Annotated in this window: 25 protein-coding genes; 16 read left to right on the top strand and 9 right to left on the bottom strand. The window is 51.0% G+C overall.

The window, feature by feature from the left end; genetic code table 11:
* Positions 1–68: 68 nt before the first annotated feature.
* Positions 69–500, bottom strand: a complete 432-nt coding sequence (locus tag ACJ67_RS13095; RefSeq protein ID WP_049639449.1) for a CBS domain-containing protein — start codon at positions 498–500, stop codon at positions 69–71.
* Between the two features lie 344 nt (positions 501–844).
* On the opposite strand from ACJ67_RS13095, the gene ACJ67_RS14880 reads away from it, so the two are divergent.
* Both ACJ67_RS14880 and dapA read left to right on the top strand, forming a co-directional pair.
* Entirely contained in the window at positions 845–1198 is a 354-nt protein-coding gene (locus ACJ67_RS14880) for a hypothetical protein (RefSeq protein ID WP_156171691.1), read from the top strand.
* A gap of 3 nt (positions 1199–1201) precedes the next feature.
* A complete protein-coding gene (gene dapA, locus ACJ67_RS13085; protein WP_049639447.1) occupies positions 1202–2179 on the top strand; it encodes a 4-hydroxy-tetrahydrodipicolinate synthase in 978 nt (325 codons plus the stop codon).
* A gap of 9 nt (positions 2180–2188) precedes the next feature.
* Here the strand turns inward: dapA and kdpE are convergent, their stop codons facing one another.
* The 8 genes from kdpE to ACJ67_RS13050 all read right to left on the bottom strand — a co-directional run bounded on the left by kdpE (position 2189) and on the right by ACJ67_RS13050 (position 11785).
* Positions 2189–2887, bottom strand: coding sequence for a two-component system response regulator KdpE (gene kdpE / locus ACJ67_RS13080; RefSeq protein WP_049639446.1), 699 nt, complete (start codon positions 2885–2887; stop codon positions 2189–2191).
* 2 nt (positions 2888–2889) lie between these two features.
* Positions 2890–5616: a sensor histidine kinase KdpD gene (locus tag ACJ67_RS13075; RefSeq protein WP_049639445.1), complete on the bottom strand. Its 2727-nt coding sequence runs from the start codon at positions 5614–5616 to the stop codon at positions 2890–2892.
* Positions 5617–5647: 31 nt separating this feature from the next.
* Positions 5648–5929, bottom strand: coding sequence for a hypothetical protein (locus ACJ67_RS13070; protein ID WP_049639444.1), 282 nt, complete (start codon positions 5927–5929; stop codon positions 5648–5650).
* Between the two features lie 30 nt (positions 5930–5959).
* Positions 5960–6535: a potassium-transporting ATPase subunit KdpC gene (kdpC, locus tag ACJ67_RS13065; protein ID WP_049639443.1), complete on the bottom strand. Its 576-nt coding sequence runs from the start codon at positions 6533–6535 to the stop codon at positions 5960–5962.
* 21 nt (positions 6536–6556) lie between these two features.
* Entirely contained in the window at positions 6557–8593 is a 2037-nt protein-coding gene (kdpB, locus tag ACJ67_RS13060) for a potassium-transporting ATPase subunit KdpB (protein ID WP_231587295.1), read from the bottom strand.
* Between the two features lie 68 nt (positions 8594–8661).
* Entirely contained in the window at positions 8662–10440 is a 1779-nt protein-coding gene (kdpA, locus tag ACJ67_RS13055; RefSeq protein WP_049639441.1) for a potassium-transporting ATPase subunit KdpA, read from the bottom strand.
* A gap of 1 nt (position 10441) precedes the next feature.
* Entirely contained in the window at positions 10442–10525 is an 84-nt protein-coding gene (gene kdpF / locus ACJ67_RS15220; protein WP_082164051.1) for a K(+)-transporting ATPase subunit F, read from the bottom strand.
* Positions 10526–10687: 162 nt separating this feature from the next.
* The gene (locus tag ACJ67_RS13050; protein ID WP_156171690.1) at positions 10688–11785 is read right to left on the bottom strand and encodes a porin; all 1098 of its coding nucleotides are present in this window, start codon (positions 11783–11785) and stop codon (positions 10688–10690) included.
* A 409-nt stretch (positions 11786–12194) separates the two neighbouring features.
* Here ACJ67_RS13050 and ACJ67_RS13045 point away from each other — a divergent pair, with 409 nt between their 5' ends.
* From ACJ67_RS13045 to ACJ67_RS12980, 14 genes are all read left to right on the top strand, one after another.
* Entirely contained in the window at positions 12195–12707 is a 513-nt protein-coding gene (locus ACJ67_RS13045) for a MarR family winged helix-turn-helix transcriptional regulator (protein WP_049639440.1), read from the top strand.
* Positions 12708–12736: 29 nt separating this feature from the next.
* Positions 12737–13114 (top strand): DUF4440 domain-containing protein, encoded by a 378-nt coding sequence (locus tag ACJ67_RS13040; RefSeq protein WP_049639439.1) that lies wholly within the window; start codon positions 12737–12739, stop codon positions 13112–13114.
* 33 nt (positions 13115–13147) lie between these two features.
* Positions 13148–14050 (top strand): DMT family transporter, encoded by a 903-nt coding sequence (locus tag ACJ67_RS13035; protein ID WP_049639438.1) that lies wholly within the window; start codon positions 13148–13150, stop codon positions 14048–14050.
* A gap of 143 nt (positions 14051–14193) precedes the next feature.
* Positions 14194–14919, top strand: a complete 726-nt coding sequence (locus ACJ67_RS13030) for a YebC/PmpR family DNA-binding transcriptional regulator (RefSeq protein WP_018987491.1) — start codon at positions 14194–14196, stop codon at positions 14917–14919.
* A 38-nt stretch (positions 14920–14957) separates the two neighbouring features.
* Positions 14958–15518, top strand: coding sequence for a crossover junction endodeoxyribonuclease RuvC (ruvC, locus tag ACJ67_RS13025; protein WP_049639437.1), 561 nt, complete (start codon positions 14958–14960; stop codon positions 15516–15518).
* Positions 15515–16090: a Holliday junction branch migration protein RuvA gene (ruvA, locus tag ACJ67_RS13020; RefSeq protein ID WP_049639436.1), complete on the top strand. Its 576-nt coding sequence runs from the start codon at positions 15515–15517 to the stop codon at positions 16088–16090. The genes ruvC and ruvA overlap by 4 nt, the downstream gene beginning before the upstream one ends.
* 152 nt (positions 16091–16242) lie before the next feature.
* On the top strand, positions 16243–17286 hold the full coding sequence (ruvB, locus tag ACJ67_RS13015) for a Holliday junction branch migration DNA helicase RuvB (protein WP_049639435.1): 1044 nt from the start codon (positions 16243–16245) through the stop codon (positions 17284–17286).
* The gene (gene ybgC / locus ACJ67_RS13010) at positions 17276–17683 is read left to right on the top strand and encodes a tol-pal system-associated acyl-CoA thioesterase (RefSeq protein ID WP_231587186.1); all 408 of its coding nucleotides are present in this window, start codon (positions 17276–17278) and stop codon (positions 17681–17683) included. Before ruvB ends, ybgC begins: the two co-directional genes overlap by 11 nt.
* Positions 17680–18354 (top strand): protein TolQ, encoded by a 675-nt coding sequence (gene tolQ / locus ACJ67_RS13005; RefSeq protein ID WP_049639434.1) that lies wholly within the window; start codon positions 17680–17682, stop codon positions 18352–18354. Before ybgC ends, tolQ begins: the two co-directional genes overlap by 4 nt.
* Positions 18355–18365: 11 nt before the next feature.
* The gene (locus tag ACJ67_RS13000) at positions 18366–18758 is read left to right on the top strand and encodes a biopolymer transporter ExbD (RefSeq protein ID WP_049639433.1); all 393 of its coding nucleotides are present in this window, start codon (positions 18366–18368) and stop codon (positions 18756–18758) included.
* A gap of 63 nt (positions 18759–18821) precedes the next feature.
* Positions 18822–19646 carry a cell envelope integrity protein TolA gene (gene tolA, locus ACJ67_RS12995; protein WP_231587185.1) on the top strand — a complete coding sequence of 275 codons (825 nt, stop codon included), beginning with the start codon at positions 18822–18824 and terminating at the stop codon, positions 19644–19646.
* 66 nt (positions 19647–19712) lie between these two features.
* Positions 19713–21026, top strand: coding sequence for a Tol-Pal system beta propeller repeat protein TolB (gene tolB / locus ACJ67_RS12990; RefSeq protein WP_369799085.1), 1314 nt, complete (start codon positions 19713–19715; stop codon positions 21024–21026).
* 43 nt (positions 21027–21069) lie between these two features.
* Positions 21070–21621 carry a peptidoglycan-associated lipoprotein Pal gene (gene pal, locus ACJ67_RS12985; RefSeq protein WP_049639430.1) on the top strand — a complete coding sequence of 184 codons (552 nt, stop codon included), beginning with the start codon at positions 21070–21072 and terminating at the stop codon, positions 21619–21621.
* Positions 21608–22477: a YbgF trimerization domain-containing protein gene (locus ACJ67_RS12980; protein ID WP_049639429.1), complete on the top strand. Its 870-nt coding sequence runs from the start codon at positions 21608–21610 to the stop codon at positions 22475–22477. The genes pal and ACJ67_RS12980 overlap by 14 nt, the downstream gene beginning before the upstream one ends.
* Positions 22478–22490: the final 13 nt, after the last annotated feature.

The raw sequence follows: 22490 nt of genomic DNA, 5'->3' as shown, positions 1-22490 counted from the left end.
TTTCAGGGTGTCTAAAATAAAGGGGAGCTAAGCTCCCCTTTATTTTTATCCTAAGCGACGGGAAGGCGCTAGCTATGTATATAGCTTTCTAGCTGTTTAATCAGCTCCTGCTGGTAACTGATGGTTTCTTTCAGGATATCACCGATAGACAACATCCCCAGCATCTTGCCATTTTCGACCACTGGCAAATGGCGGATACGTTTTTCCAGCATGGTACTCATGGCCGATTCGACCAGATCTGAAGGCTTGCCGGTGATGACTTTCTCAGTCATGACATCGCTGATAGGCGTCGTTTTGGACGAACGACCTTTGAGAATCACTTCGCGCGCATAGTCGCGCTCAGAGAAAATGCCCACCAGTTCGCCATCCTTAATCACGGCTAAGGCGCCGATCTTGTATTCCGCCAGAATGACCAGTGCGTCATAGACCGGTCGATTAGGCGTAATACTGATAATGCCTTGATGGGTTTTATGAGAGAGTACTTGTTGAAGCGTCTTCATGACTTCCTCCTTTCATAGGGCACGGATCAATCAATATACACCGATGTTTGATGATGGTGAATAAAGTTTGTCGATTTAAATCACGATAACTTATTAATTCAACAAATATATAATTCTTTGAAAAAGGATGCTACAAGCTGTCGGAGTCCAGATACGGCTATTATATTCTAAGTACTTTTGTGACATAGTCTGTCGTTAACCGTTAACGTTATTTAGATTATCCATGGCTCTGTAGCCACTACTGATATTTATACAATTTTTATTTTTGGCTTTTTCCAATATACAGGTTTTTAATACCTGATTTAATAGACTGAATACCTCGTAACAACATGAAAGAGTGAGGTATGTTTTATTTAACGTCTGATACACCATGGCAGCACTCGCTTACCAAAGCGTTTTTAAATATCCCGTATACGCCTTCCAAACGCTCTTCTCGAATACACAGACATACATTTCAGCATCTGGAATATATTGGAATGACGGTCACGATTGATGTACATCTGATGTCTCAATTCAGGTTCATATTAGCCACAGAGTTCAAAAACCTGGTGCCTTCTTATACGGTCAAAACCGTTGACCGTTCAAAACGCGTCAAAATATCCATCAAAGCTGTGGCTGGCTGTGAGCAGAAGATCATGTCAGTGGTGATGCAATTTTTTGAATCTGCCGAATTCGGCCATTTCAGGAAGGAAGTTTGAATCATGGATGATGACTCTGCTTGTTTGGTATCGCATGCCTCTGAAAAGATAAAAGTCAGTCACTCAGTGGCATTTGAAAACATAAAGGATAAACCAGTACTGGAAGGCATCTGGGTACTTTTGGGGACACCATTTAAACATGGCGAGCTGGATCTTGAGGCATTACAAAACCTGACACAACGCATGGTCAACCACGGCGTGCATGGTCTGGTGGTCTGCAGTACGACCGGCGAGATGGGTAGCCTGCGCCTGGATGAACAGCTACAAGTCATTCAAACGGTGCAGCAATTCACACATCAAAAAACACCCATGCTAATCGGCCTGCTTGGCACAGACACCAGAGCGATGGTGCATCAAGCAAAATTACTGGATACTTTGAACCCGTTTGGGTTCCTCATTGCACCGCCGCCGTTTATCCGGCCATCTCAAGCAGGGCTGTTCGCTCACTTCACCGCACTGGCAGATGCCGTCTCCTCGAACATTGTGCTGTATAACATTCCCGGCCGTGCTGGCGTGGCACTCGCACTTGAAACGCTACAGCGGCTGGCAGAAAATCCAACTTTTATTGGCATCAAAGAATCCAGCGGTGATGTGGAAACGTTGCACCGTACCATCAAAGAATCAAATCTGTCTGTGATGTGTGGAGATGACAGTCTGATTGTGGACGGGTTATTACATGGTGCCACTGGTGCGATTTCTGCGTCTGCACACATTCATACGGACATGTTTCTCAAGCTCTACGCGCTGGCCAAGCACAAGCGGCATCATGAAGCCAGTGAGCAGTTTTCCAAGCTGGAGACGTTGATTCGCTTGCTATTCCAGGAACCGAATCCCGCGCCAGTAAAAGCTTTGCTTGCTTACCAGGGATTGATCAGCAATGAATTACGGCTGCCACTGACTGCGGCCACCCCTTGCTTAAGCGAGCAGCTTATTCAAACACTTCATCAATTAGAAACAACCTTGGCTCAAGCTGCCGCCTAAGTAAGTGGGTTACAGCACCAGGCGGTAACCCACTGCGATTTCTGTTAAAAAGTGCTTGGGTTGGGCTGGATCTTCTTCCAGCTTGTTACGCAAATGTCCCATATAAATACGAAGATAATGGGTATGTTCGATATAGGATGGCCCCCAGACCTCTTTCAGCAAATGCCGTTGTGTGAGCACGCATCCGGCGGAGCGAAGCAATACAGTCATCAGCCTGTATTCAATGGGGGTGAGGGATACCGGTTGCCCGTCGCGATAGACCTGACGCTTAACAAAGTCCACGGTAATGTTGCCAAAAGTGATACTCGACTGATTGTTATTTTGCTGGACCGAATTATGTCTTCTTAAGTGGGCCCGAATTCTGGCCAACAACTCTTCTGATCCGAATGGTTTAGTGATGTAATCATCAGCGCCTGCATCCAGCGCACTGACTTTGTCATGCTCGTTAGATCTGGCAGATAGCACAATAATCGGAATAGAGCTCCAGGTGCGCACTTCTTTAATCAGCTCCACACCACTCATGTCTGGCAGCCCTAAATCGACAATGGCAATTTCAGGTTTGCGCGTGCCGATCTCTACCAGACCACGTTTGCCATTTTCTGCTGCAAACACATTAAATTGCTCACCCTCCAGAATAATGGTCACCAGCCTGCGAATCTGCTCTTCATCTTCTACAACAACGATATTGCCTCTTGGGCTCTCAGACATACTTAAATCTCCATTTCGCTGACCGTTGGCGGGGTCTTCACCGGCAAAGTGAACGTAAATGTGGTGCCAACTTTTTCATTTTTATCAGCCCAAATTTTGCCGCCGTGTGCCTCAATGATGGCCTTGCAAATGGACAACCCCAAGCCTACGCCAGGAATAGTAGACTCACTTTTGCCTCTGGTGAATTTCTGAAAGATGCTCGTCTCCATGCCGGGTGGCAACCCTTGTCCTTCATCCGAAAAAGTGACTGACACCTGGCCGCCCTGTTGTTTTGCCGAAATAGTGATGGTGGTACCGGCATCACTGTATTTGCAAGCATTATCCAGCAGGTTGCTCAACACTCTTTCGATAAGGATGGCATCTACATAAAGTAACGGAATATCCTCCATCGGCGTGACAACCACACGATGCTGCTGCAGCGTTGTCTGCAAGCCATTGATCGCCGACCCGACGATCTCTTCCAAAAGATGCCAGTCACTGTTTAATTTGACGGTACCCGATTGCAATCTGGCCATGTCGAGCAGATTCAGGACCAGGTTCTGCATCCTGATCGCCTGGTCGTGCAGCCCTGTGAGCATTTTGAAGGCATTTGTCCTGGCACTGATAGTTTCTTTGAGCTGCTCGGTGGTGGCGATGATGCTTGTCAGCGGTGTTCTAAGATCATGAGAGATTGCGCTCAGGAGTGAGTTTCTCAACCGCTCGGTTTCCATGGAGATCACTGCATCCCTGGCAATTTCCACATAGTGTTTGCGCTCCAGGGCCAAGCCGATTTGGGAAGCAAAGGTATCCAGCAACTGCCTGTGCTCAGGCAGATAAATATCGTGGTTGTTTTCCGGGGAGATCGCCAGCACGCCTCTGGTGCGCATGGGCGCTTTGAGCGGGATGTACAAGATTTTGCTGGAAGGCAAGGTGTCCGTGCCCAGTCCGGACTGCTGTTGTCTATCATAGGTCCATTGGGCAATCCCCAAATCGACATCCAGCAGGGTCGTCTCCTGCAAGGCAGCATTGCCGGATTCGTTGGTTTGCGCAACCTCTAATTGCTCGTTTGCATCCGGCGTCAGAATGGCCACTTTGGAATTAAATATCTTGGCCACATGATGCGTACTGACTTCCACGATATGGCCGGTCGTCAACGCGGAGGCCAGCTCCTTACCGACCTCATACAGTGCCAGGCTACGCCTCTCACGATAATTCGCTACGATGGCCTGCTTTCGCAGGCTGGAAGTCAGGTTGCTGATCACCAATGCCACTGAAAGCATAATGGCAAAGGTGAGCAAGTATTGTGTATCTGCGACTGTGAACGAAAAGCGCGGAGGTACAAAGAAAAAGTCAAAGATAGACACGCTGAGGAAGGAAGAAGCAATACCCGGGCCTCTGCCATAACGGATAGAAATCAGCATCACACCAAGCAGGTACAGCATGATGATGTTTGCCAGTTCGAAGTAAGGCAGCAACACGCTTGCCACCAAGGAGGTGATGGCACTGATGATCAGTGCCCAGACATAGCCCTGTCTTTTCTCATCACTGAAATGCGCGCGCATGTCCAGCCCCGGCATGGCCTTGCTGTCTTTGACTGCCTTCTCGCGCCCCCGCATCACAATATGCACGTCAATGTCACTGACGACCTTGGCCAGCTCATCACTGACACTGGGATGGAAAAACCGGGAGAGCATACTGCGGGTGGGCTTACCGATGACAATGCGGGAAACATTATGGCTTTGCGCATACTCCACCAGTTTATGGGTGACCGAATCCCCACTTACATTGGCAGTCGTTGCCCCCAATGACTGCGCCAGTCTCAAGAGTTCGGTGATCTGCTTGCGTGACGCCATGCTGATGTTTTGTAGTGCGGGTGTTTCCACGTAGACCACCAGCCAGTCGGCTTTCATATTTTGCGCCAGTCTGGCCGCAGTGCGGATCAAGCTCTCAAATGCTTTGCTGGGTCCTATGCCCACCAGTATCCGCTCATTCGCTTGCCAGACATGCTGGATCGCCTGATCCTGGCGATATTCCTGCATCTGTGCATCGACTCGATCAGCAGTGCGTCTTAACGCCAACTCACGCAAGGCGATCAAATTGCCTTTGCGAAAAAAATGCTTGCTTGCCTTTTGCGCTTGCTCGGGAATATAAATCCGGCCTTCATCCAGCCGCTGCAGTAATTCTTCAGGTGGCAAATCAATCAGGACAACCTCATCGGCCAGATCAAATACACTATCCGGAATGGTCTCCTGCACTTTGACGCCTGTAATCTGGGCAACGATGTCGTTCAAACTTTCGATATGTTGCACATTGACGGTGGTATACACATCAATGCCCGAAGAAAGCAATTCTTCAACATCCTGCCACCGCTTCTTGTGTCTTGAGCCCTCGACATTGGAATGGGCTAATTCATCCACCAGAATGACCGTGGGATGCCTGCGTAGCGCCTCATCAATATCAAACTCTTTGAGTTTTTTACCGCGATATAGAATCTCTTTTAGCGGCAAACTTGGCAGCCCTTGCGCGCGCGAAGCGGTTTCTGAGCGCCCATGGGTCTCAATCACGCCAACCAACACATGGACATGTTCTTTGTGCAGGGTATGTGCGGCATTGAGCATGGCGCAGGTTTTCCCCACGCCAGCCGAGCTACCAAAAAATATCTTCAGTTTGCCTCGCAGGCTTTTCTGGTTTTCCAGATCCAGCTGCTTCAGCAACTGGTCTGGGTTGGGGCGTACCGGGGACTTATTCATAAATCATCATTGGCATGGAAGAGCAGGGGGCTCACTGTAGTTGATTGAGGCCATGCAGGCGGTTACCCGGTAAAGATAAAATAATATGGACGGTGACTTTATCCGCCAGACTGGTTGGGACATCAAACATCATGTGCGTCAGCCCATTCACTTGACCATGCTCGATGGTGAAAATAGGGGTGTTTTCACCGCAAATTGAAAAAACCACTTTCTTCACCAATTCTACACTGTCTTTTTGTGCGTAGAGCGCTATGGACGTTTGAGGCTTTTTCACCGCCGGTTGTAGCGCTTGTTTTTTGAAAAACCGAAACATGCAACACTCCTCTAGTTGTAGCTCGTTTTCCTATGTGTGGCTCATTTCATCCAAAGCCAGGTTGAGCTCAAGCACATTGACACGCCGCTCACCCAGGATGCCCCATTGCCGACCGATCACATGCTTCATCAGCAGTGTTTTTACCACTTCACTGTCCAGCTGCCTGGCCTTTGCAACCCTCTCCACCTGATAAAGCGCAGCTGCCGGGCTGATCTCGGGATCCAGGCCACTACCAGACGTGGTCACCAGATCCACAGGCACCGGTTCGCTGGTGTTGGCCGCAGTTTGCTGAGCCTTTACGCGTGCATTCACGGCTTCTGATAAGGCAGGGTTGAGTGGGCCCAGGTTAGATCCGGATGAAGCCGCCGGATTGTTGGGATAAGGGCTGGTGGCAGAGGGTCTGCCCCAGAAGTATTTTGCATCACTGAAATGCTGGCCGATCAATGCTGAACCTATCACCTTACCGTCTTTTTTGATCAGCGAACCATTGACCTGCTCAGGGAACAGGGTTTGGCCGATGCCGGTGACCACGATGGGATAAGCGACCCCGGTGACGATTGTCAGACCCAGAAACATCACCAGCGATGTACGTATTAAATTACTCATAAAATTCACCTTTTCTTCTGATTAAACGATACCGATGGCAACCAATAGGACGTCGATTGCCTTGATCCCGATAAACGGGACAATGATGCCGCCCAAGCCATAAATCAGCATATTGCGTCTTAATAGCGCCGCCGCCCCGATGGCACGGTAGGCCACGCCATTCAAGGCCAATGGGATCAGCACCACAATAATCAAGGCATTGAAAATAACCGCAGATAAAATCGCAGAATTGGGCGAGCCCAGCCCCATGATGTTCAAGGCACCCAGTGCAGGATAGGTGCTGGCAAAGGCAGCCGGAATGATTGCAAAATACTTGGCGATATCGTTGGCAATACTGAAGGTGGTGAGTGAGCCACGCGTCATCAGCATCTGTTTGCCGATTTCGACAATCTCGATCAGCTTGGTAGGATTGGAGTCCAGATCCACCATATTGCCGGCCTCTTTTGCCGCCTGGGTACCCGTATTCATCGCCACCGCCACATCGGCCTGCGCAAGCGCCGGGGCATCATTGGTGCCATCCCCCGTCATGGCGACCAGCTTGCTTTCGGCCTGATGGTCCCGGATCAACTGCAATTTGGCTTCGGGGGTCGCTTCCGCCAGAAAATCATCCACGCCAGCCTCGGCGGCAATTGATGCAGCCGTCAGGCGGTTGTCGCCAGTGATCATCACGGTCTTGATGCCCATGTTACGCAATTCGGCGAAACGCTCCTTGATCCCCCCTTTGACGATGTCTTTCAGTTCTAACGCACCGAGTACTTTTTCATCGTCTGCGACCACCAGTGGCGTGCTGCCCCGCCTGGCAATATCATCCACAATTTTCACCAGCTCGTCGGGAAAAGGCCCTCCCAGGCCAATGACATGCTGTTTAATGGCACTCGCAGCCCCTTTGCGGATTTGGCGATTGCCCAGGTTGATACCACTCATTTTGGTATGGGCAGAAAAAGGCACGAACACCGCTCCCAGAGACTGCATATCGCGTTCCCGGATGGAGAATCTGTTCTTTGCCAGCACCACAATGCTGCGGCCTTCGGGGGTTTCATCCGCAAGTGATGACAGTTGTGCCACATCAGCCAGCGCCTCTTCGCTGATGCCTGCAATCGGGAAGAATGCCGACGCCTGACGGTTACCCAAAGTGATGGTGCCGGTCTTGTCCAGCAACAGCACATCCACGTCACCCGCCGCTTCAACGGCCTTGCCAGACACGGCAATCACATTGGCCTGCAGCATGCGGCTCATCCCCGCCACGCCAATCGCCGATAGCAGGCCGGCAATGGTGGTCGGGATCAGGCAGACCAGCAAAGCCACCAAGACCACAATAGACACCGGCTCACCGGCGCCGGCCGCATGCACGCTGAAAATCGACATTGGTAACAGGGTCACGGTCGCCAGCAGGAAGATGATGGTCAGGGATACCAGCAGAATGGTCAATGCGATTTCATTGGGGGTTTTCTGGCGGGTGGCGCCCTCTACCATGGCGATCATACGGTCCAGGAATGCTTCCCCCGGATTCACGGTGACGCGCACGATGATCCAGTCAGAGAGTACCTGGGTACCGCCCGTCACCGCACTGAAGTCACCACCGGATTCACGGATTACTGGCGCGGATTCCCCTGTGATCGCCGCTTCGTTGACAGAAGCAATGCCCTCAATGACCTCACCGTCGGCCGGGATCGTATCCCCCACTTCCACCAGCACGATATCGTCCTTGCGCAGCGACAGGCTATCGACCAGGCTGACTTTGGCCGTTTTGCTCGCACTGGCCAGTTTCTTGGCGGGTACATTCTTCTTCGAACTGCGCAGGCTGGCGGCCTGTGCCTTGCTTTTACCCTCCGCAATGGCTTCGGAAAAATTGGCGAAAATCACGGTGACCCATAGCCACAGGCTGATCAGGCCGACAAAACCGGACTGTCCGCCTGATGCTGAGAACAAGCCATTCAAAAACAGGCCGGTGGTCAGCAGGCTGCCCAGGTACACCACGAACATCACCGGGTTGCGCCATTGCACTTGTGGCGACAAACGGACGATGGACTGGGCGAACGCTGTTTTCAGTTGCGCCATCTTTGGTAAGTTGCTAACAGTATTTGTAGCCATCACTCTACTCACTCTCTCAATTTCTTCAATTCGCATCAGTGTTGTTGTGAAAACAGCATCAGATGCTCAATCCCTGGGCCCAATGCCAGTGCCGGAATATAGGTCAGCGCCCCTACCAGGATCACTGCGCCTATCAGCAAACCGATAAACAGGGGACCATGGGTGGGTAACGTGCCCAGGCCTGGTGCAATGCGTTTCTTGGCGGCGAGCGAGCCCGCGATGGCAAGTACCGGTACGATGATGCCAAAACGCCCGAACCACATGGCAGTGGCCAGCATCAGGTTATAAAACGGGGTGTTGGCCGATAAGCCGGCAAAAGCGCTGCCGTTGTTGTTGGCTGCCGAAGAGTAGGCATACAGAATCTCACTTAGCCCATGTGCGCCAGGGTTTGCGATCCCGGCTAGGCCGGGCTGCACGATCAGGGAGATCGCTGTACCCAATAGCACCAATAAAGGCGTGACCAGGATGATCAGGGCCGACATTTTCATCTCGAACACTTCAATTTTCTTGCCCTGGTATTCCGGGGTACGGCCTATCATCAGCCCGGCCACAAACACGGCGATCACGGCATAGATCAGCATGGTGTATAAGCCTGAGCCGACCCCGCCGAACACGACTTCACCCAGTTGCATCAACCACATCGGGATCATGCCGCCGATAGGGGTGAAGGAATCATGCATGGCATTCACTGCACCACACGATGCAGCGGTCGTAATGGTGGCAAACAAGGCCGAGGTCACGACGCCGAAACGTGTCTCTTTGCCTTCCATATTGCCCCCAGGCTGCTCCAGGCTGGAGGTTGTTTCCGCTCCAGCGCTGGCCAACAATGGGTTACCGATTAATTCAGAGCGTATGGTGACCCCTGCCATCACCACAAACAGGATGGCCATGGCAGCGAAGATTGCCCAGCCTTGTCTGCGGTCACCCACCATCATGCCAAAGGCATAACACAAGCCAGCCGGGATCAGGAAGATGGTCAGCATCTGGATGAAGTTGGTCAGCGGGGTTGGGTTTTCAAACGGATGTGCCGAGTTCACGTTAAAAAAACCGCCGCCGTTGGTGCCCAGCATTTTGATGGCTTCCTGAGAAGCCACAGGCCCCATGGCAATGTGCTGGGTTTGCGTGGTGGCCTGTTCAGGGGTGTCGCTGCCTTCCACAGCCACCTCATATTGCGTGGATTCCACAGTGCGTGCATCCACATACGGACTGAAGTTCTGGATCACCCCCTGCTGCATGAAGATCGTGGCCAGCACCAGTGAGATCGGCACCAGTAAATACAAGGTACAGCGGGTCAGGTCGACCCAGAAATTCCCAATCCGGTCAGTGTTGCTGCGGGCAAAACCGCGAATCAGGGCAATCACGACCGCAATGCCAGTGGCTGCGGATACGAAATTCTGCACAGCCAGGCCTGTCATCTGCGTGAAATAGCTCATGGTGGTCTCGCCACCATATCCCTGCCAGTTGGTGTTGGTGACGAAACTCACTGCGGTATTAAAAGCAGAGTCCCACGTCACGCTGGCCAGTTGTTCCGGATTGAGTGGCAACCAGGCCTGCCATAATTGCAGCAGAAAAACGAAAAACACGCCTATCGCATTGAATAGCAGGAGGGCCACTGCATAGCTTTTCCAGCCCATCTCGCTTTTCGGGTCCACACCGGACAAGCGATAGATCAATCGTTCCGGCGCACCCAGCCATGCGTGATCCTGCAGGCATCGCGTCTCCATGACTTTGTATATCAGGTGTCCTGCCGGCTTGGTCAGCAACAGCAGGACGAGCATATACAAACCCACTTGTATGAATCCATCTGTATACATATTAGAAGCGCTCCGGATTAATAAGGGCGTAGAGGAGATACACGAACAGGAACGCTGCCGTGACTCCGCCGATGATGTAGATCATGTGTCGTACCTCTGCTATTTCAAAAACGTCAAAACAATCTATGACTCCATGGTCAAGATTACGCTGCCGGAAATAAAGAAGTTGTAATGAACAAATGCCGGCGTATAAAAATTCTGTAAATACGCCAGCCAGGATGCGAGATATTGAGGTTGACGAACCTGCCTAGAAGGTAATAGCCAGGGCGGTGGTTGCCAACAGACTGCGACGGGAGAGGTCATTGTCATCGGTGTCAAAGAACCGCTCTTTGCTGATGAATTGTTTAAGCTCTGCGCGCAACAGGATAGATGGATATAGCTTGTAATCCATATTGACCGAATACCCCTGCATATTGAATCCGTCGGGAGTCCTGGTGCTGATGATCACACCCTGTTTATCACGGTAGTACTCGGCCCTGGCGGACACACTGAGGCGATCGGAGTAACGGTATCTGACAATCACGTTTGGCGTATACCAGACGTTGTAGCGGCCCCTGTCATCCAGGCGTTGCTCGGCACCTATATCAAACCCCGTCGTCACCGCCCAGTTGTCGTCCAGAGCCAGTTGGGCGTAGAAATTATGGAAATAGCGCATTTGCCGGTCCTGGTCAGATTTGTCGTTACCGATGAATGAGCTGCTGTTAAGCGTCAGCTTATCGTGAGGCTTATAGGTCACCTGGTGACCGAGTGAAGGCGTGCTATTGCCACCCGGCCGGTTGATACGCTGCCAGCCATTGACGGCGACACCGCTCACATACCATTTGCCATCGGGAGAGGTATAGGACACCCTGGCCCCGGTCTCAAAGTAGGGCGAATTATCCGCCATCATGCTCCTGGTCAGCGTCCAGTTTTCTGCACCGATTGCGCTTTCAAAACCGATATGCGAAGGCATGACACCGACATCCAGCCAGACATCATGCCGGTCAAGGAGTTTAAAGCCTACATTTGCTTCATAGATATTGCGCACATAGCCATTTTCTGCTGCATAGTTGGCCCGCATGTACGTGCCGGAACCAATGCCTACACGGGCACGGACGCGGTCCATATCCAGCGAGGCCTTGATCAGCGCCAGGTTGATCTGTGCGCTATCGTGCTTGTTATAGCTGTAGATGAAGCCTGGTCGTGTCTGTGATGCTGGTTGATTGAAATCCTTGCTGTAATAGGCTTCAAGATAACCGGAAATCTTGTACCTGTCTGTCGCCAGACTCGGCATCTCATCAGCATGGCTGCCACATGAGGTGAATGTGGCACAGCCCACAAGAAACCTTGAAATTGAACAACGCATTGAATACACCTCACCATATTTAATTTCTTTAGAGAGGCACATTCTTAATTAAATGACGTAAAAAATTGTATATATTCTGCGAGGCCGTCATAAATTTCGTGTAAATACTGGTATGCGGCTTGAATTCAGCTAGATTCCAAGTTGTATTTAAACGCGTATGGAGTCAGAGAAAAGCTATTGATTAGCTCAACTGCTTTGATAAAAGAAAGGCCCCAGTAAATCTGGGGCCTCAAAATTACGTATGAATTAAATCGCTGCCTGGTAACACTTACGTATTAATTAACGCGAAATATACATTAACAGACCTTATTTACTTTCAACAGACTTTATTCATTTCTATCACAGTTGCATAAGAAAAACTAAAATTACACTTGACATGGTTAGCTGGCTAACTATAATGAGGCTAATTATGTTGCAACTTAGAGATCTCCCCACCCAAGAAGTGCTTGAACGCTTCGCCCAGCGCTATCCAGAAGCGGATGTCACCGCCATTGCCAGCTTCTTGATGCTTTTGCGCGTGGCGACTGATTTGTCGGTCGCGCTCGATGCCTGCCTCAGCAAGCATGAGTTATTGCAAGGGCGCTGGTGGGTGTTGATTTTACTCATGCGTGAAACCGACCTGACGTCTACACCATCGGTGCTGGCTGAAAAGCTTGGTGTGACTCGCGCGACCATGACAGGCTTGCTTGATGGACTGGAGCAAGGCGGACTGGTAGAGCGGGTATCCGTGCCGCAAGACAGGCGTAGCGTGAAAATAAAACTCACCTCTGCGGGCCAAGCCAAGCTGGACACCGTGATGCCGGATTACTACACGCGGTTACGATTGTGCATGCAGGGCTTAAATGAGCAGCAACGGAATGATTTACAAGCGATTTTAGGGGTGATAGACCGCGGGATGTCAGCTTGGGATTTTAATCAGTAAATTCGATTTTTCAATGGAGGAGTTTCACCATGGCAACAGTTGTAGACACGTTAACCGCATTGAACCAGCAATTTGACGCTGCGTTTAACAGCAAAAATACACAGGCAATTGCAGCCTTGTACGCCAATGACGCGATCGTGATGCCGGCACCTGCTGGCCAGGTGGTGAAAGGTCGCCAGGCTGTGGCTGACTTTTTTGGTGGTTTGATTCAGGCAGGTGTCATTGAACATGCACTCACTATGAAAGAGGCTGTGGTGAGCGATACGATGGCGACTCAAACCGGGGATTGGGCAGCAGCCATGGTGGGCGAAGATGGTGTCAAACAGCAGTTTGGCGGCAACGTACAAGTTGTTTTCCAAAAGCAGGCAGATGGTCAGTGGTTAGCCGTGACGCACATCTGGAATTAATACATACCTTACATCTCACATGGAACAAGGTTTATGGATCAATTGATCAAACAACGTTCGCAAGCGATGACTGCGCTGCTGATACTCACTATTATCTGGGGCTATAACTGGGTAGTGATGAAGAGCGCACTGCAATATGCAGGACCGTTCCAGTTTGCTGCCATGCGTACGTTTTTTGGAGCGTTGGTGCTGTTTGTAGTGTTGTATGTGATGCGCCGTCCAATGGGACTCACAGAGTTCCCTACGATGTTGTTGTTGGGTATTTTGCAGAATGTGGGCTTCACTGGCGTGCTGATGTGGGCACTGGTAGCAGGCGGTGCCGGTAAAACGGCTGTGCTGACCTACACCATGCCATTCTGGACCTTGCTGTTTGCCTGGCCGATGCTGGGTGAGCGTGTGCACGGGTGGCAGTGGCTGGCGGTGATTGCGGCAGTGCTGGGGATGTTGTTTATTTTTGATCCGCTGCATATCCGTGCAGACAGTTTTAGCATGTTGCTGGCAGTATTGTCTGGCGTGTCCTGGGCATTGTCTGCCATCATGACCAAACAGTTGCATCAGCGCCATCCCACGCTGGACTTGATTAATCTGACCGCATGGCCGATGTTGCTGGGGTCGCTGCCCATGGTGCTGATTGCCTGGCTGGTGCCTGCCCCAGCGATTGATTGGTCTCCCTACTTGATCGGTGCTGTTTTGTTTAATGTGGTGTTGTGTGGTGCATTGGCCTGGTTACTGTGGTTGTTCGCCTTGCAGCGGTTGCCGGCAGGTCTCGCCAGTATGGCATCCATGCTGGCACCAGTGATTGGTGTGATTGCGGCATGGATACAGTTAAATGAAGTGCCAGATCGTATGGAAATGACGGGGATGGGTTTGATAATCTTTTCACTGAGCCTGATTTCCTTCCTCATGATGCAGCCTGCTTACGGCAAGAGTCAGTAATGCAGCGCTAATCTTTCATAAAAGGCCTGACCATGTCAGGCTTTTTTGTTGTGCGAGACGGTCGCTTGGCGATCAGGTGGCTGTGGTAAAATCGGTGAGCTAAATGATCTCAACAACATTGCTAAAAAATACAAGGAAGCACTATGGCTGGACATAGTAAATGGGCCAATATTCAACATCGTAAAGGCCGTCAGGATGCCAAACGCGGCAAAATCTTCACCAAGCTGATCAAAGAAATCACGGTTTCCGCCCGTATGGGGGGGGGCGATACGGCCATGAACCCACGTTTGCGCGCGGCAGTGGCAGCGGCCAAGGAAGAAAACATGCCTTCGGACAATATCACGCGTGCAATTAAAAAAGGCACGGGTGAATTGGAAGGCGTGAACTACGAAGAAATCCGTTATGAAGGTTATGGCATTAATGGTGCGGCCATTATTATTGATTGCCTGACCGATAATCGCCAGCGTGCCGTGATGGATGTACGTCATGCCTTGACCAAGCACGGTGGTAACCTGGGCACAGATGGCAGCGTGGCTTTTATGTTCAAACACTGTGGCCAACTGGTATTTGAGCCAGGGGTTTCTGAAGATGCCGTCATGGAAGCGGCGCTCGAAGCAGGTGCAGAGGATGTGATTACCGATGAAGATGGCAGCATTGAAGTGATTACTGCACCCGGTGATTTTGTGACTGTCAAAGAAGCGCTTGAAGCTGCGGGCCTTAAGGCTGTCATGGCGCAAGTCACCATGAAGCCTTTGAATGAGGTAGTTTTTACCGGTGATGATGCCGTTAAAATGCAAAAAATCCTCGATATGCTGGAAGACCTGGATGATGTGCAGGACGTCTACACGTCTGCCGTGATCGAAGAGTAACCAGTGACTTTCGCCGCTGGCTGGGTAAATCATTTTTAATGGCCTCGCAACGCATCTTGGGGATAGATCCCGGGCTCAGGATTACCGGTTTTGGTGTCATTGAGGCTGTAGATGGCAAGCTGTCGTATGTCACCAGTGGCGTGATAAAAACCGCCGCAGCTAAAAAAAGCGAGGATGGCGAGTCAGAAAAAGAAGCATTGCCCGAGCGCTTAAAAGTGATCCTGGATGGCTTGTTTGAAGTCATTGACACTTACCAGCCAACCCAGGTGGCGATTGAAAAGGTGTTCGTTAACGTGAATCCTCAATCTACGCTTTTATTAGGGCAGGCGCGTGGGGCAGCCATTTCGGCGGCGGTCATCCGCCAGTTGTCTGTTGCCGAATACACCGCCTTGCAAGTCAAGCAATCCGTGGTTGGCAATGGCCATGCCCAAAAAGAACAGGTGCAGGAAATGGTGAAGCGCCTGTTAAAACTGCCCGCGAATCCTAGCCCCGATTCAGCCGATGCATTGGCGTGTGCTATCTGCCATGCACATGGCGGACAAGGCCTGGGCGCGCTGGCGACCACGGGATTCAGAGTGAGAAATGGAAGATTGATATGATTGCACGTCTGAATGGCCGGTTGCTGGAAAAATCCCCACCGTTGATTGTCATCGATTGCAATGGTGTCGGTTACGAGGTCGAAGTCCCCATGAGCACTTTTTACAACCTGCCTGAGCTGGGGCAACCGGTGCAGGTATTAACGCACATGGTGGTGCGTGAAGACGCGCAATTGCTCTATGGCTTTGGCAGTGAACAGGAAAAAAACACCTTTAAGCAGCTGCTCAAAGTCAATGGCATAGGCGCCAAATCTGCGCTGTCGATTTTAAGTGGCGTCAGTGTGAATGACCTGATGCTGGCGGTCAGTCAGCAAGAAGTTTCCATGTTGACCCGTATTCCTGGGATTGGTAAAAAAACCGCCGAGCGTTTGTTGTTGGAGCTCAAGGATAAATTTGTGGTGACCGGATCGACCTCTGCGCAACCATCAGCGAAAGCCGCGACGGATGACATCCTCAATGCATTGGTGGCCTTGGGTTACCACGAGCGGGAGGCGCAGGCGACCATCAAGATGCTGGAGCCCGGTGTCAGTGTCAGTGACGGTATCCGTCAGGCCCTCAAATATCTGGCTAAGTAGCTCGGCGCAGCTTGTGAGCGTGGACTCACTGTCATGGTCTGTAATAGTCAAACGCTGCATGGTATGATGACGAAAAATAAATGACTTTCTTTAACCGCGGCATGAGGCCTTATATTGTTTAGTGTTGTATTGCACTTCATCGCCGATCACTCATGATAGAAACCGATAGACTTGTAGCGCCTGCCACTGCCAGCGTTCAGGAAGAAGCGCTGGAGCGTGCACTGCGCCCAAAACTGCTGGACGAATATGTCGGGCAGGAAAAGGCACGTGGACAGCTCGAGATTTTTATCAATGCCGCCCGTGGTCGCCAGGAAGCGCTGGACCATGTATTGCTATTTGGCCCGCCTGGTCTCGGCAAAACCACCTTGGCCCATATCGTGGCTAAAGAGATGGGTGTCAATTTACGCATGACTTCTGGCCCTGTATTGGAGCGAGCAGGCGACCTCGCTGCCTTGCTGACCAATCTTGAACCCAATGATGTGTTGTTTATTGATGAAATTCACCGCTTAAGCCCGGTGGTGGAAGAGATTTTATATCCGGCTATGGAAGATTACCGGCTGGATATCATGATCGGTGAAGGCCCGGCTGCACGTAGCGTGCGTCTGGATCTGCCGCCGTTTACGCTGGTGGGCGCGACCACACGTGCAGGCATGCTGACCAATCCTTTGCGGGACCGTTTCGGCATTGTGGCCCGCCTTGAGTTTTACTCCCATGACGAACTTGCCAAAATTGTGACCCGCTCAGCCAGTTTGCTCGAAGTTGACATGCAGCAGGCGGGCGCTTTTGAGATTGCGCGCCGTGCACGTGGTACGCCGCGCATTGCCAACCGTTTGTTGCGCCGTGTGCGCGACTATGCCCAGGTCAAATCCGATGGCATTGTGACCGATGTGATTGCTGACGCTGCCTTGAAAATGCTGGATGTCGACCAGCAAGGCCTCGATGTCATGGACCGCAAACTATTGCAGGCGGTGGTTGAAAAATTTGGCGGTGGCCCGGTGGGATTGGATAATCTGGCTGCGGCCATTGGTGAAGAACGCGATACGATTGAAGATGTTCTGGAGCCTTACCTGATTCAGCAAGGTTACCTGATGCGTACGCCTCGTGGACGTGTGGCGACCATGTTAACCTATCAGCACTTCGGTCTAAAGGCGCCTGCAAGTATGGTGTCAGGTGAATTGTGGCAAGATGGGCAATAATATGTTCGTGTTCCCGGTTCGCGTCTATTACGAGGATACCGATGCCGGTGGTGTGGTATATCACAGCCGCTACCTGAATTTTATGGAGCGCGCACGGACTGAGTGGTTGCGCGCTTCAGGCTTCACGCAGAGCACGTTAACGCAGCAGGAACAGGTATTGTTCGTGGTGCACAGCATGCAACTACAGTTTAAAAAACCAGCACGGCTGGATGATGAGTTAGAAGTGTTTTCACAATTGATGGAAATGGGACGTGGCAGCTTCAGTTGCCGTCAACACATCATGCGTGATGACACCGTTTTAATTGAGGCGCAGGTCAAGGTGGCCTGTGTGGATGCAGATTCATTTAAACCCACGGGTATTCCGGCCCGTATCAAAATTGCACTGGAGTCTTCATGAATGTAACAAACGATATGTCGATTTTTACCCTGGTGAGCGGGGCCAGTTTGCCAGTACAGCTGGTGATGCTGATCCTGCTGCTGACCTCGCTGGTCTCCTGGTGGTATATCTTCATTAAAGTGTTTTCCTTGAAGGTGGCAAATGAAAATGTAGATCAGTTTGAAGCCCAGTTTTGGTCTGGCGGTGACCTGAACGAGCTCTATGAGCGCATCACTGCCGGCAGGAAAACACCGCAAGGCATGGCCAGTATTTTTCAGGCTGGGTTGAAGGAATTTATCCGCTACAAGCAGCAAAAAGATACCGAAGTGAGTGACGTGATGGAAGCGACGCGTCGAGCCATGCGTGCAGCCTATAACCGTGAGCTCGACTACCTGGACTCCCATTTGCCATTCCTGGCCTCTGTCGGTTCTGTCAGTCCATACATCGGTTTGTTTGGCACTGTCTGGGGCATTATGAATGCTTTCCGTGGTCTATCTAATGTGGCACAGGCGACCCTGAGCCAGGTTGCACCAGGGATTGCAGAAGCCTTGGTGGCAACGGCCATTGGCTTGTTTGCGGCGATTCCGGCCGTGATTGCCTATAACCGTTTCGCTGCGGGCGTTGATCGCCTCTCTGTGCGTTACGAAAGCTTTATCGAAGAATTTACCAATATTTTGCAACGTAGAGCCTGATTGGAGTCCGTATGAGCAGAACGCGTAAACGGCGCATGATGAACCAGATTAACGTCGTTCCTTATATCGACGTGACGCTGGTGTTGCTGGTGATTTTCATGGTCACTGCACCCATGACCAATCCTGGCATGGTGGAGCTACCTAAAGTCGGTCAAGCGCTCAAGCAAAGCGGTGATCCGATTGTTGTCACTGTCAAGAAAGAGGGCACTGTCATGATGGATGGCAAGGAGATGGAGCGCGATGATATGCTGGCCTTGATTCGTCAACGGCTGTCCGAAGCCGAAAAGCCGGTCGTGGTTTCGGCGGACAAAAACACTCCTTATGGCGAGGTGGTCTCGGTGATGGATATCCTCAAGCAGGCACAGGTCGATAAGGTTGGCTTGCTATTCCAGAACGAAAAGTAAGCAGCCAATGACTCAAACTACGTGGTAATCTTTTAACGCGACCCTATCCAGATGAAAATCGATTTGTCCCCCCAAGATCAGGCAATACGCAAACGCGCGGCAGTACTTTCTGTACTGATGCATGTATTGTTGTTCCTGGGTATGATTTTCATGGTTGACTGGAAAGCAGTGCACGTCAATCCCAGTGTCATGGAAGCCACATTATGGGACAGTTTACCCAGTAAGCAACCGGCCAAACCGGTCACCAAACCCGTTGAACCAACGCCGCCACCGCCTGAGCCGGAACCCAAGCCAGAGCCTAAACCCCCTGAGCCAGAGCCGCCTCCACCGCAGCCTAAACCTGACCCTCAAGTCAATCAAGCGGAACAAGAAGCGCAAATTGCACTCAAAAAGCAGGAAGATGAGAAAAAAAGGCAGCTAGAAGAAGAGAAAAAGAAAGAGCTGGAGCAGAAAAAACAGGAAGAAAAACTGAAGAAAATTCAGGAAGCCCTGCGTAAACAAGAGGAAGAAGATAAGCTTAAGAAAATTCAGGAAGCGATGCGGCAGCAGGATATGGAAGCGCAGCAAGCCGCTGCGGCCGCCGCGGTGGATCCCTCTGTATTGGGATATTACGCTGAACTCATGAAGCGCAAGATTCGCAGTAATGTGAACCCTGGTTTATGCCCGGTTTCAAACCCGGAATTAGCCGTAGACATGCAGTTGACAGTGACCGGGGATATTTCCGGGATGCCCAAACTGGCTAAAGGGTCCGGCGATGCCGTGTGTGATGATGCAGTCATGCGGGCTGTGCTGTCAGCCAAGCCGTTTGATTTGCCGGGCGAAGATCATCCTGCAGAACGCAGAAAATTGCTGGAGCAGATTCGTTTGAAATTAAAGCCTAGAGGCTAAATTATGACCTGCCTGGGCTTTTCGTTATAATTCTTGTACATAACACTAATGAATAAAACTGAGATCATGAAAACTGTCTACGGTCATTTGCCATACGCTGTATGGCGCATATTTTTGGCTGGCCTGATGGCCTGCATGTTTGCAGGCTCTGCCAACGCTGCTTTGGAAATCGAGATCAGTGGCGGTAGCGCTATCCAGATCCCAATCGCGATTCTGCCCATGGCTGAACCGGCTAATTCACAAAAAAGCCGCTTGCATGAAATTATCAGCAACGATCTACGCGGTAGCGGCATGTTCCGTATCATCAATACTAGTGGCATGCCATCCTTGCCAACCAATGCCTCGCAGATTAAATACACCGACTGGACGGCATTGAAAGCACAAGGCTTGAGCCTTGGTGAAGTGCAGCAGGTTGGCGGCAACCTCAAAGTCTCTGTGCAAGTCATGGATGTGTTGCGCCAGACCGCTTTATTGCAGCTGACCTATACTGTTTCGCCCAGCCAGTATCGCCATGTCGCGCATTTGATCGCTGACCAGATCTACGAAAAATTCACCGGTCAACCAGGGGCGTTTGCCACCCGTATTGCCTATGTGACCAAGGTAGGCAAACGCTTTACCTTGCAGATTGCAGACTACGATGGCTTTAATTCCCAGACGCTGGTGTCTTCTAATGAGCCTATTATTTCTCCTGCCTGGTCGCCTGATGGCACTAAAATGGCTTATGTCTCGTTTGAGAAAAAGAAACCAATTGTCTTTGTGCAGTCCCTATACACCGGGGAACGCAAAGTCGTTGCCAATTTTAAAGGCAATAACAGTGCCCCTGCCTGGTCGCCTGATGGTAGCAAGCTTGCAGTGGTGCTGACTTACGGTGCGAACTCGCAGATTTATACAATTTCTGCTGACGGTTCCAATTTGCAGCAAGTGACTAAAAGCAGCTCCATTGATACCGAGCCAGCGTTCTCACCTGATGGCCAGTATATTTATTTCAGCTCAGACCGTGGTGGTCGCCCGCAGATTTACAAAGTCCCAGCTTCAGGGGGTTCGGCTTCCCGTGTCACGTTTGAGGGTAGCTATAATGTGAGTCCGCGTTTTTCACCGGATGGCAAGTATTTGACCTATATCCGTAATGATGGCGGTTCCTTTAAGGTTGCCGTTCAGGATCTTGGCACGGGCGATGTAAAATTGCTCAGTAATGGTTCGTTGGACGAGTCACCCACTTTTGCACCTAACGCACGCACCATCATGTACGCAACGCGTGTAGGTGGAAAGGGCACCCTAGCGACGGTGACTGTGGACGGTTTAGTAAGGCAGCGCCTGTCAGAAGCGGGCGGAGATATTCGTGAACCTGCTTGGGGACCTGCGCAAGCGGCACCCAAGTAGTTTATCCGTGGTCAATTTTAGTCACTCATTTTAAGGAGAAAGTATGAACAAGAGTATTTGGACAATTGCAGCACTGGCATTAGTGTTGACTGCTTGTAAAAGCACCCCGATGAACCCGGCCAAAGTAGAAGATTCCAGCGTGACTCGCCCAATGGCAAATGCTAAGGATTCTAACGCTGACAGCTCTGCCAACACTGACAAAATCAACATCAAAACAGTCGATGTGGATACCAGCAAGGATGAGTTGAGTGCTGCAGAGTTGGCAAAACGCCAGGTGTTTTTTGATTACGACAGCGATGCAATCCGCGATGAGTACAAATCTTTGATTGCAAACCATGCCAAATATCTGGTGGCTCACCCACAAACCAAAGTCGTTCTGCAAGGCAACACTGACGAGCGCGGCACGCACGAGTACAACCTGGCATTGGGTCAGCGTCGTTCTGTGGCGGTGAAAAATGCGCTGAACGTATTGGGCGTTAACGATAGCCAGATTGAAACTGTGAGCTACGGTGAAGAGCGTGCCAAAGCAAACTGCGCGGATGACGGTTGCTTCCAGCAAGATCGTCGCGTAGACATCGTTTATGCAGGTCAGTAATTTGCGATTATCTGCGACGTTGATCGCCTTGGGGCTGGCTGTTACAACAGCCAGCCATGCGGCGTTATTTGATGATACTGAAGCCAGAAAACGCATCCTCGAGCTGGAAAACAAGCAAACGTCTGATCATGATGCCCAGCAAAAGGCCATTACGGATCTGACGCGTACACAACAGTCTCTAGACAAGCGTGTGCAAAGCCTGGAAGCATTAATCAATGGCAAGGGCTTGCTTGACATGCAAAACCAGCTCGAGCAAATCCGTCAGGATGTTGCGCAGCTCAAGGGCGACCTGGAAGTGGTGACGCACCAGTTGGAAGACATGCGTACCAAGCAGAATGCGGCTTATACTGATTTGGATACACGCGTGCGCAATCTGGAAACGCTTGCCCAGTCAGTCACCAGTGGCCAAGCGGCAACGCCTGGCGCCAATGGTGGAAATGGTGGTAACGTTAATATCAAGGCAGATGTTCCACAGCAAGAGTTGAGTGCGTTTGCCGAAGCCGAGTCACTGAACCAAGCAGGCAAGTACAAAGAAGCGTTTAATGCCTATGATGCTTTTTTGAAAAATTACTCAGGAAGCAAGTTAACCCCTGATGCGCTTTACGGTATGGGTTATGTGCAGTTTGCGCTCAAGAGTTACAAGTCTTCGGCAGCTACACAGCAGAAGTTCCTGGATAGTTACGCATCGCATTCGCTGGCACCTAACGCCATGCTGAACCTGGCCAATAGCCAGATTCAGCTGGGGCAGATTCCAGCCGCCAAGAAAACCCTGAAAGAGTTGATTGCGGCATACCCATCGGCAGAAGTGACGCCCAGTGCGCAAAAACGCCTCAAGGTGCTGGAAAGTATCAAATAGCAGATTTTCGTTA

Source organism: Methylophilus sp. TWE2, assembly GCF_001183865.1.
Lineage (GTDB): Bacteria > Pseudomonadota > Gammaproteobacteria > Burkholderiales > Methylophilaceae > Methylophilus.
This window is presented reverse-complemented; position numbering and strand designations above follow the sequence as displayed.

What these genes read in the sequence shown, in the direction of transcription:
- ACJ67_RS13095 (WP_049639449.1), bottom strand. Translation starts at nt 500, where the DNA reads ATGAAGACGCTTCAACAAGTACTCTCTCATAAAACCCATCAAGGCATT.
- dapA (WP_049639447.1), top strand. Translation starts at nt 1,202, where the DNA reads ATGGATGATGACTCTGCTTGTTTGGTATCGCATGCCTCTGAAAAGATA.
- tolB (WP_369799085.1), top strand. Translation starts at nt 19,713, where the DNA reads ATGAAAACTGTCTACGGTCATTTGCCATACGCTGTATGGCGCATATTT.
- kdpF (WP_082164051.1), bottom strand. Translation starts at nt 10,525, where the DNA reads ATGATCTACATCATCGGCGGAGTCACGGCAGCGTTCCTGTTCGTGTAT.
- ACJ67_RS13045 (WP_049639440.1), top strand. Translation starts at nt 12,195, where the DNA reads ATGTTGCAACTTAGAGATCTCCCCACCCAAGAAGTGCTTGAACGCTTC.
- ACJ67_RS13050 (WP_156171690.1), bottom strand. Translation starts at nt 11,785, where the DNA reads ATGCGTTGTTCAATTTCAAGGTTTCTTGTGGGCTGTGCCACATTCACC.
- tolQ (WP_049639434.1), top strand. Translation starts at nt 17,680, where the DNA reads ATGAATGTAACAAACGATATGTCGATTTTTACCCTGGTGAGCGGGGCC.
- kdpB (WP_231587295.1), bottom strand. Translation starts at nt 8,593, where the DNA reads ATGGCGCAACTGAAAACAGCGTTCGCCCAGTCCATCGTCCGTTTGTCG.
- ruvC (WP_049639437.1), top strand. Translation starts at nt 14,958, where the DNA reads ATGGCCTCGCAACGCATCTTGGGGATAGATCCCGGGCTCAGGATTACC.
- pal (WP_049639430.1), top strand. Translation starts at nt 21,070, where the DNA reads ATGAACAAGAGTATTTGGACAATTGCAGCACTGGCATTAGTGTTGACT.
- ruvA (WP_049639436.1), top strand. Translation starts at nt 15,515, where the DNA reads ATGATTGCACGTCTGAATGGCCGGTTGCTGGAAAAATCCCCACCGTTG.
- ACJ67_RS12980 (WP_049639429.1), top strand. Translation starts at nt 21,608, where the DNA reads ATGCAGGTCAGTAATTTGCGATTATCTGCGACGTTGATCGCCTTGGGG.
- ybgC (WP_231587186.1), top strand. Translation starts at nt 17,276, where the DNA reads ATGGGCAATAATATGTTCGTGTTCCCGGTTCGCGTCTATTACGAGGAT.
- kdpE (WP_049639446.1), bottom strand. Translation starts at nt 2,887, where the DNA reads ATGTCTGAGAGCCCAAGAGGCAATATCGTTGTTGTAGAAGATGAAGAG.
- kdpA (WP_049639441.1), bottom strand. Translation starts at nt 10,440, where the DNA reads ATGTATACAGATGGATTCATACAAGTGGGTTTGTATATGCTCGTCCTG.
- ruvB (WP_049639435.1), top strand. Translation starts at nt 16,243, where the DNA reads ATGATAGAAACCGATAGACTTGTAGCGCCTGCCACTGCCAGCGTTCAG.
- ACJ67_RS13030 (WP_018987491.1), top strand. Translation starts at nt 14,194, where the DNA reads ATGGCTGGACATAGTAAATGGGCCAATATTCAACATCGTAAAGGCCGT.
- ACJ67_RS13040 (WP_049639439.1), top strand. Translation starts at nt 12,737, where the DNA reads ATGGCAACAGTTGTAGACACGTTAACCGCATTGAACCAGCAATTTGAC.
- ACJ67_RS13075 (WP_049639445.1), bottom strand. Translation starts at nt 5,616, where the DNA reads ATGAATAAGTCCCCGGTACGCCCCAACCCAGACCAGTTGCTGAAGCAG.
- ACJ67_RS13070 (WP_049639444.1), bottom strand. Translation starts at nt 5,929, where the DNA reads ATGTTTCGGTTTTTCAAAAAACAAGCGCTACAACCGGCGGTGAAAAAG.
- kdpC (WP_049639443.1), bottom strand. Translation starts at nt 6,535, where the DNA reads ATGAGTAATTTAATACGTACATCGCTGGTGATGTTTCTGGGTCTGACA.
- ACJ67_RS13000 (WP_049639433.1), top strand. Translation starts at nt 18,366, where the DNA reads ATGAGCAGAACGCGTAAACGGCGCATGATGAACCAGATTAACGTCGTT.
- ACJ67_RS13035 (WP_049639438.1), top strand. Translation starts at nt 13,148, where the DNA reads ATGGATCAATTGATCAAACAACGTTCGCAAGCGATGACTGCGCTGCTG.
- ACJ67_RS14880 (WP_156171691.1), top strand. Translation starts at nt 845, where the DNA reads ATGTTTTATTTAACGTCTGATACACCATGGCAGCACTCGCTTACCAAA.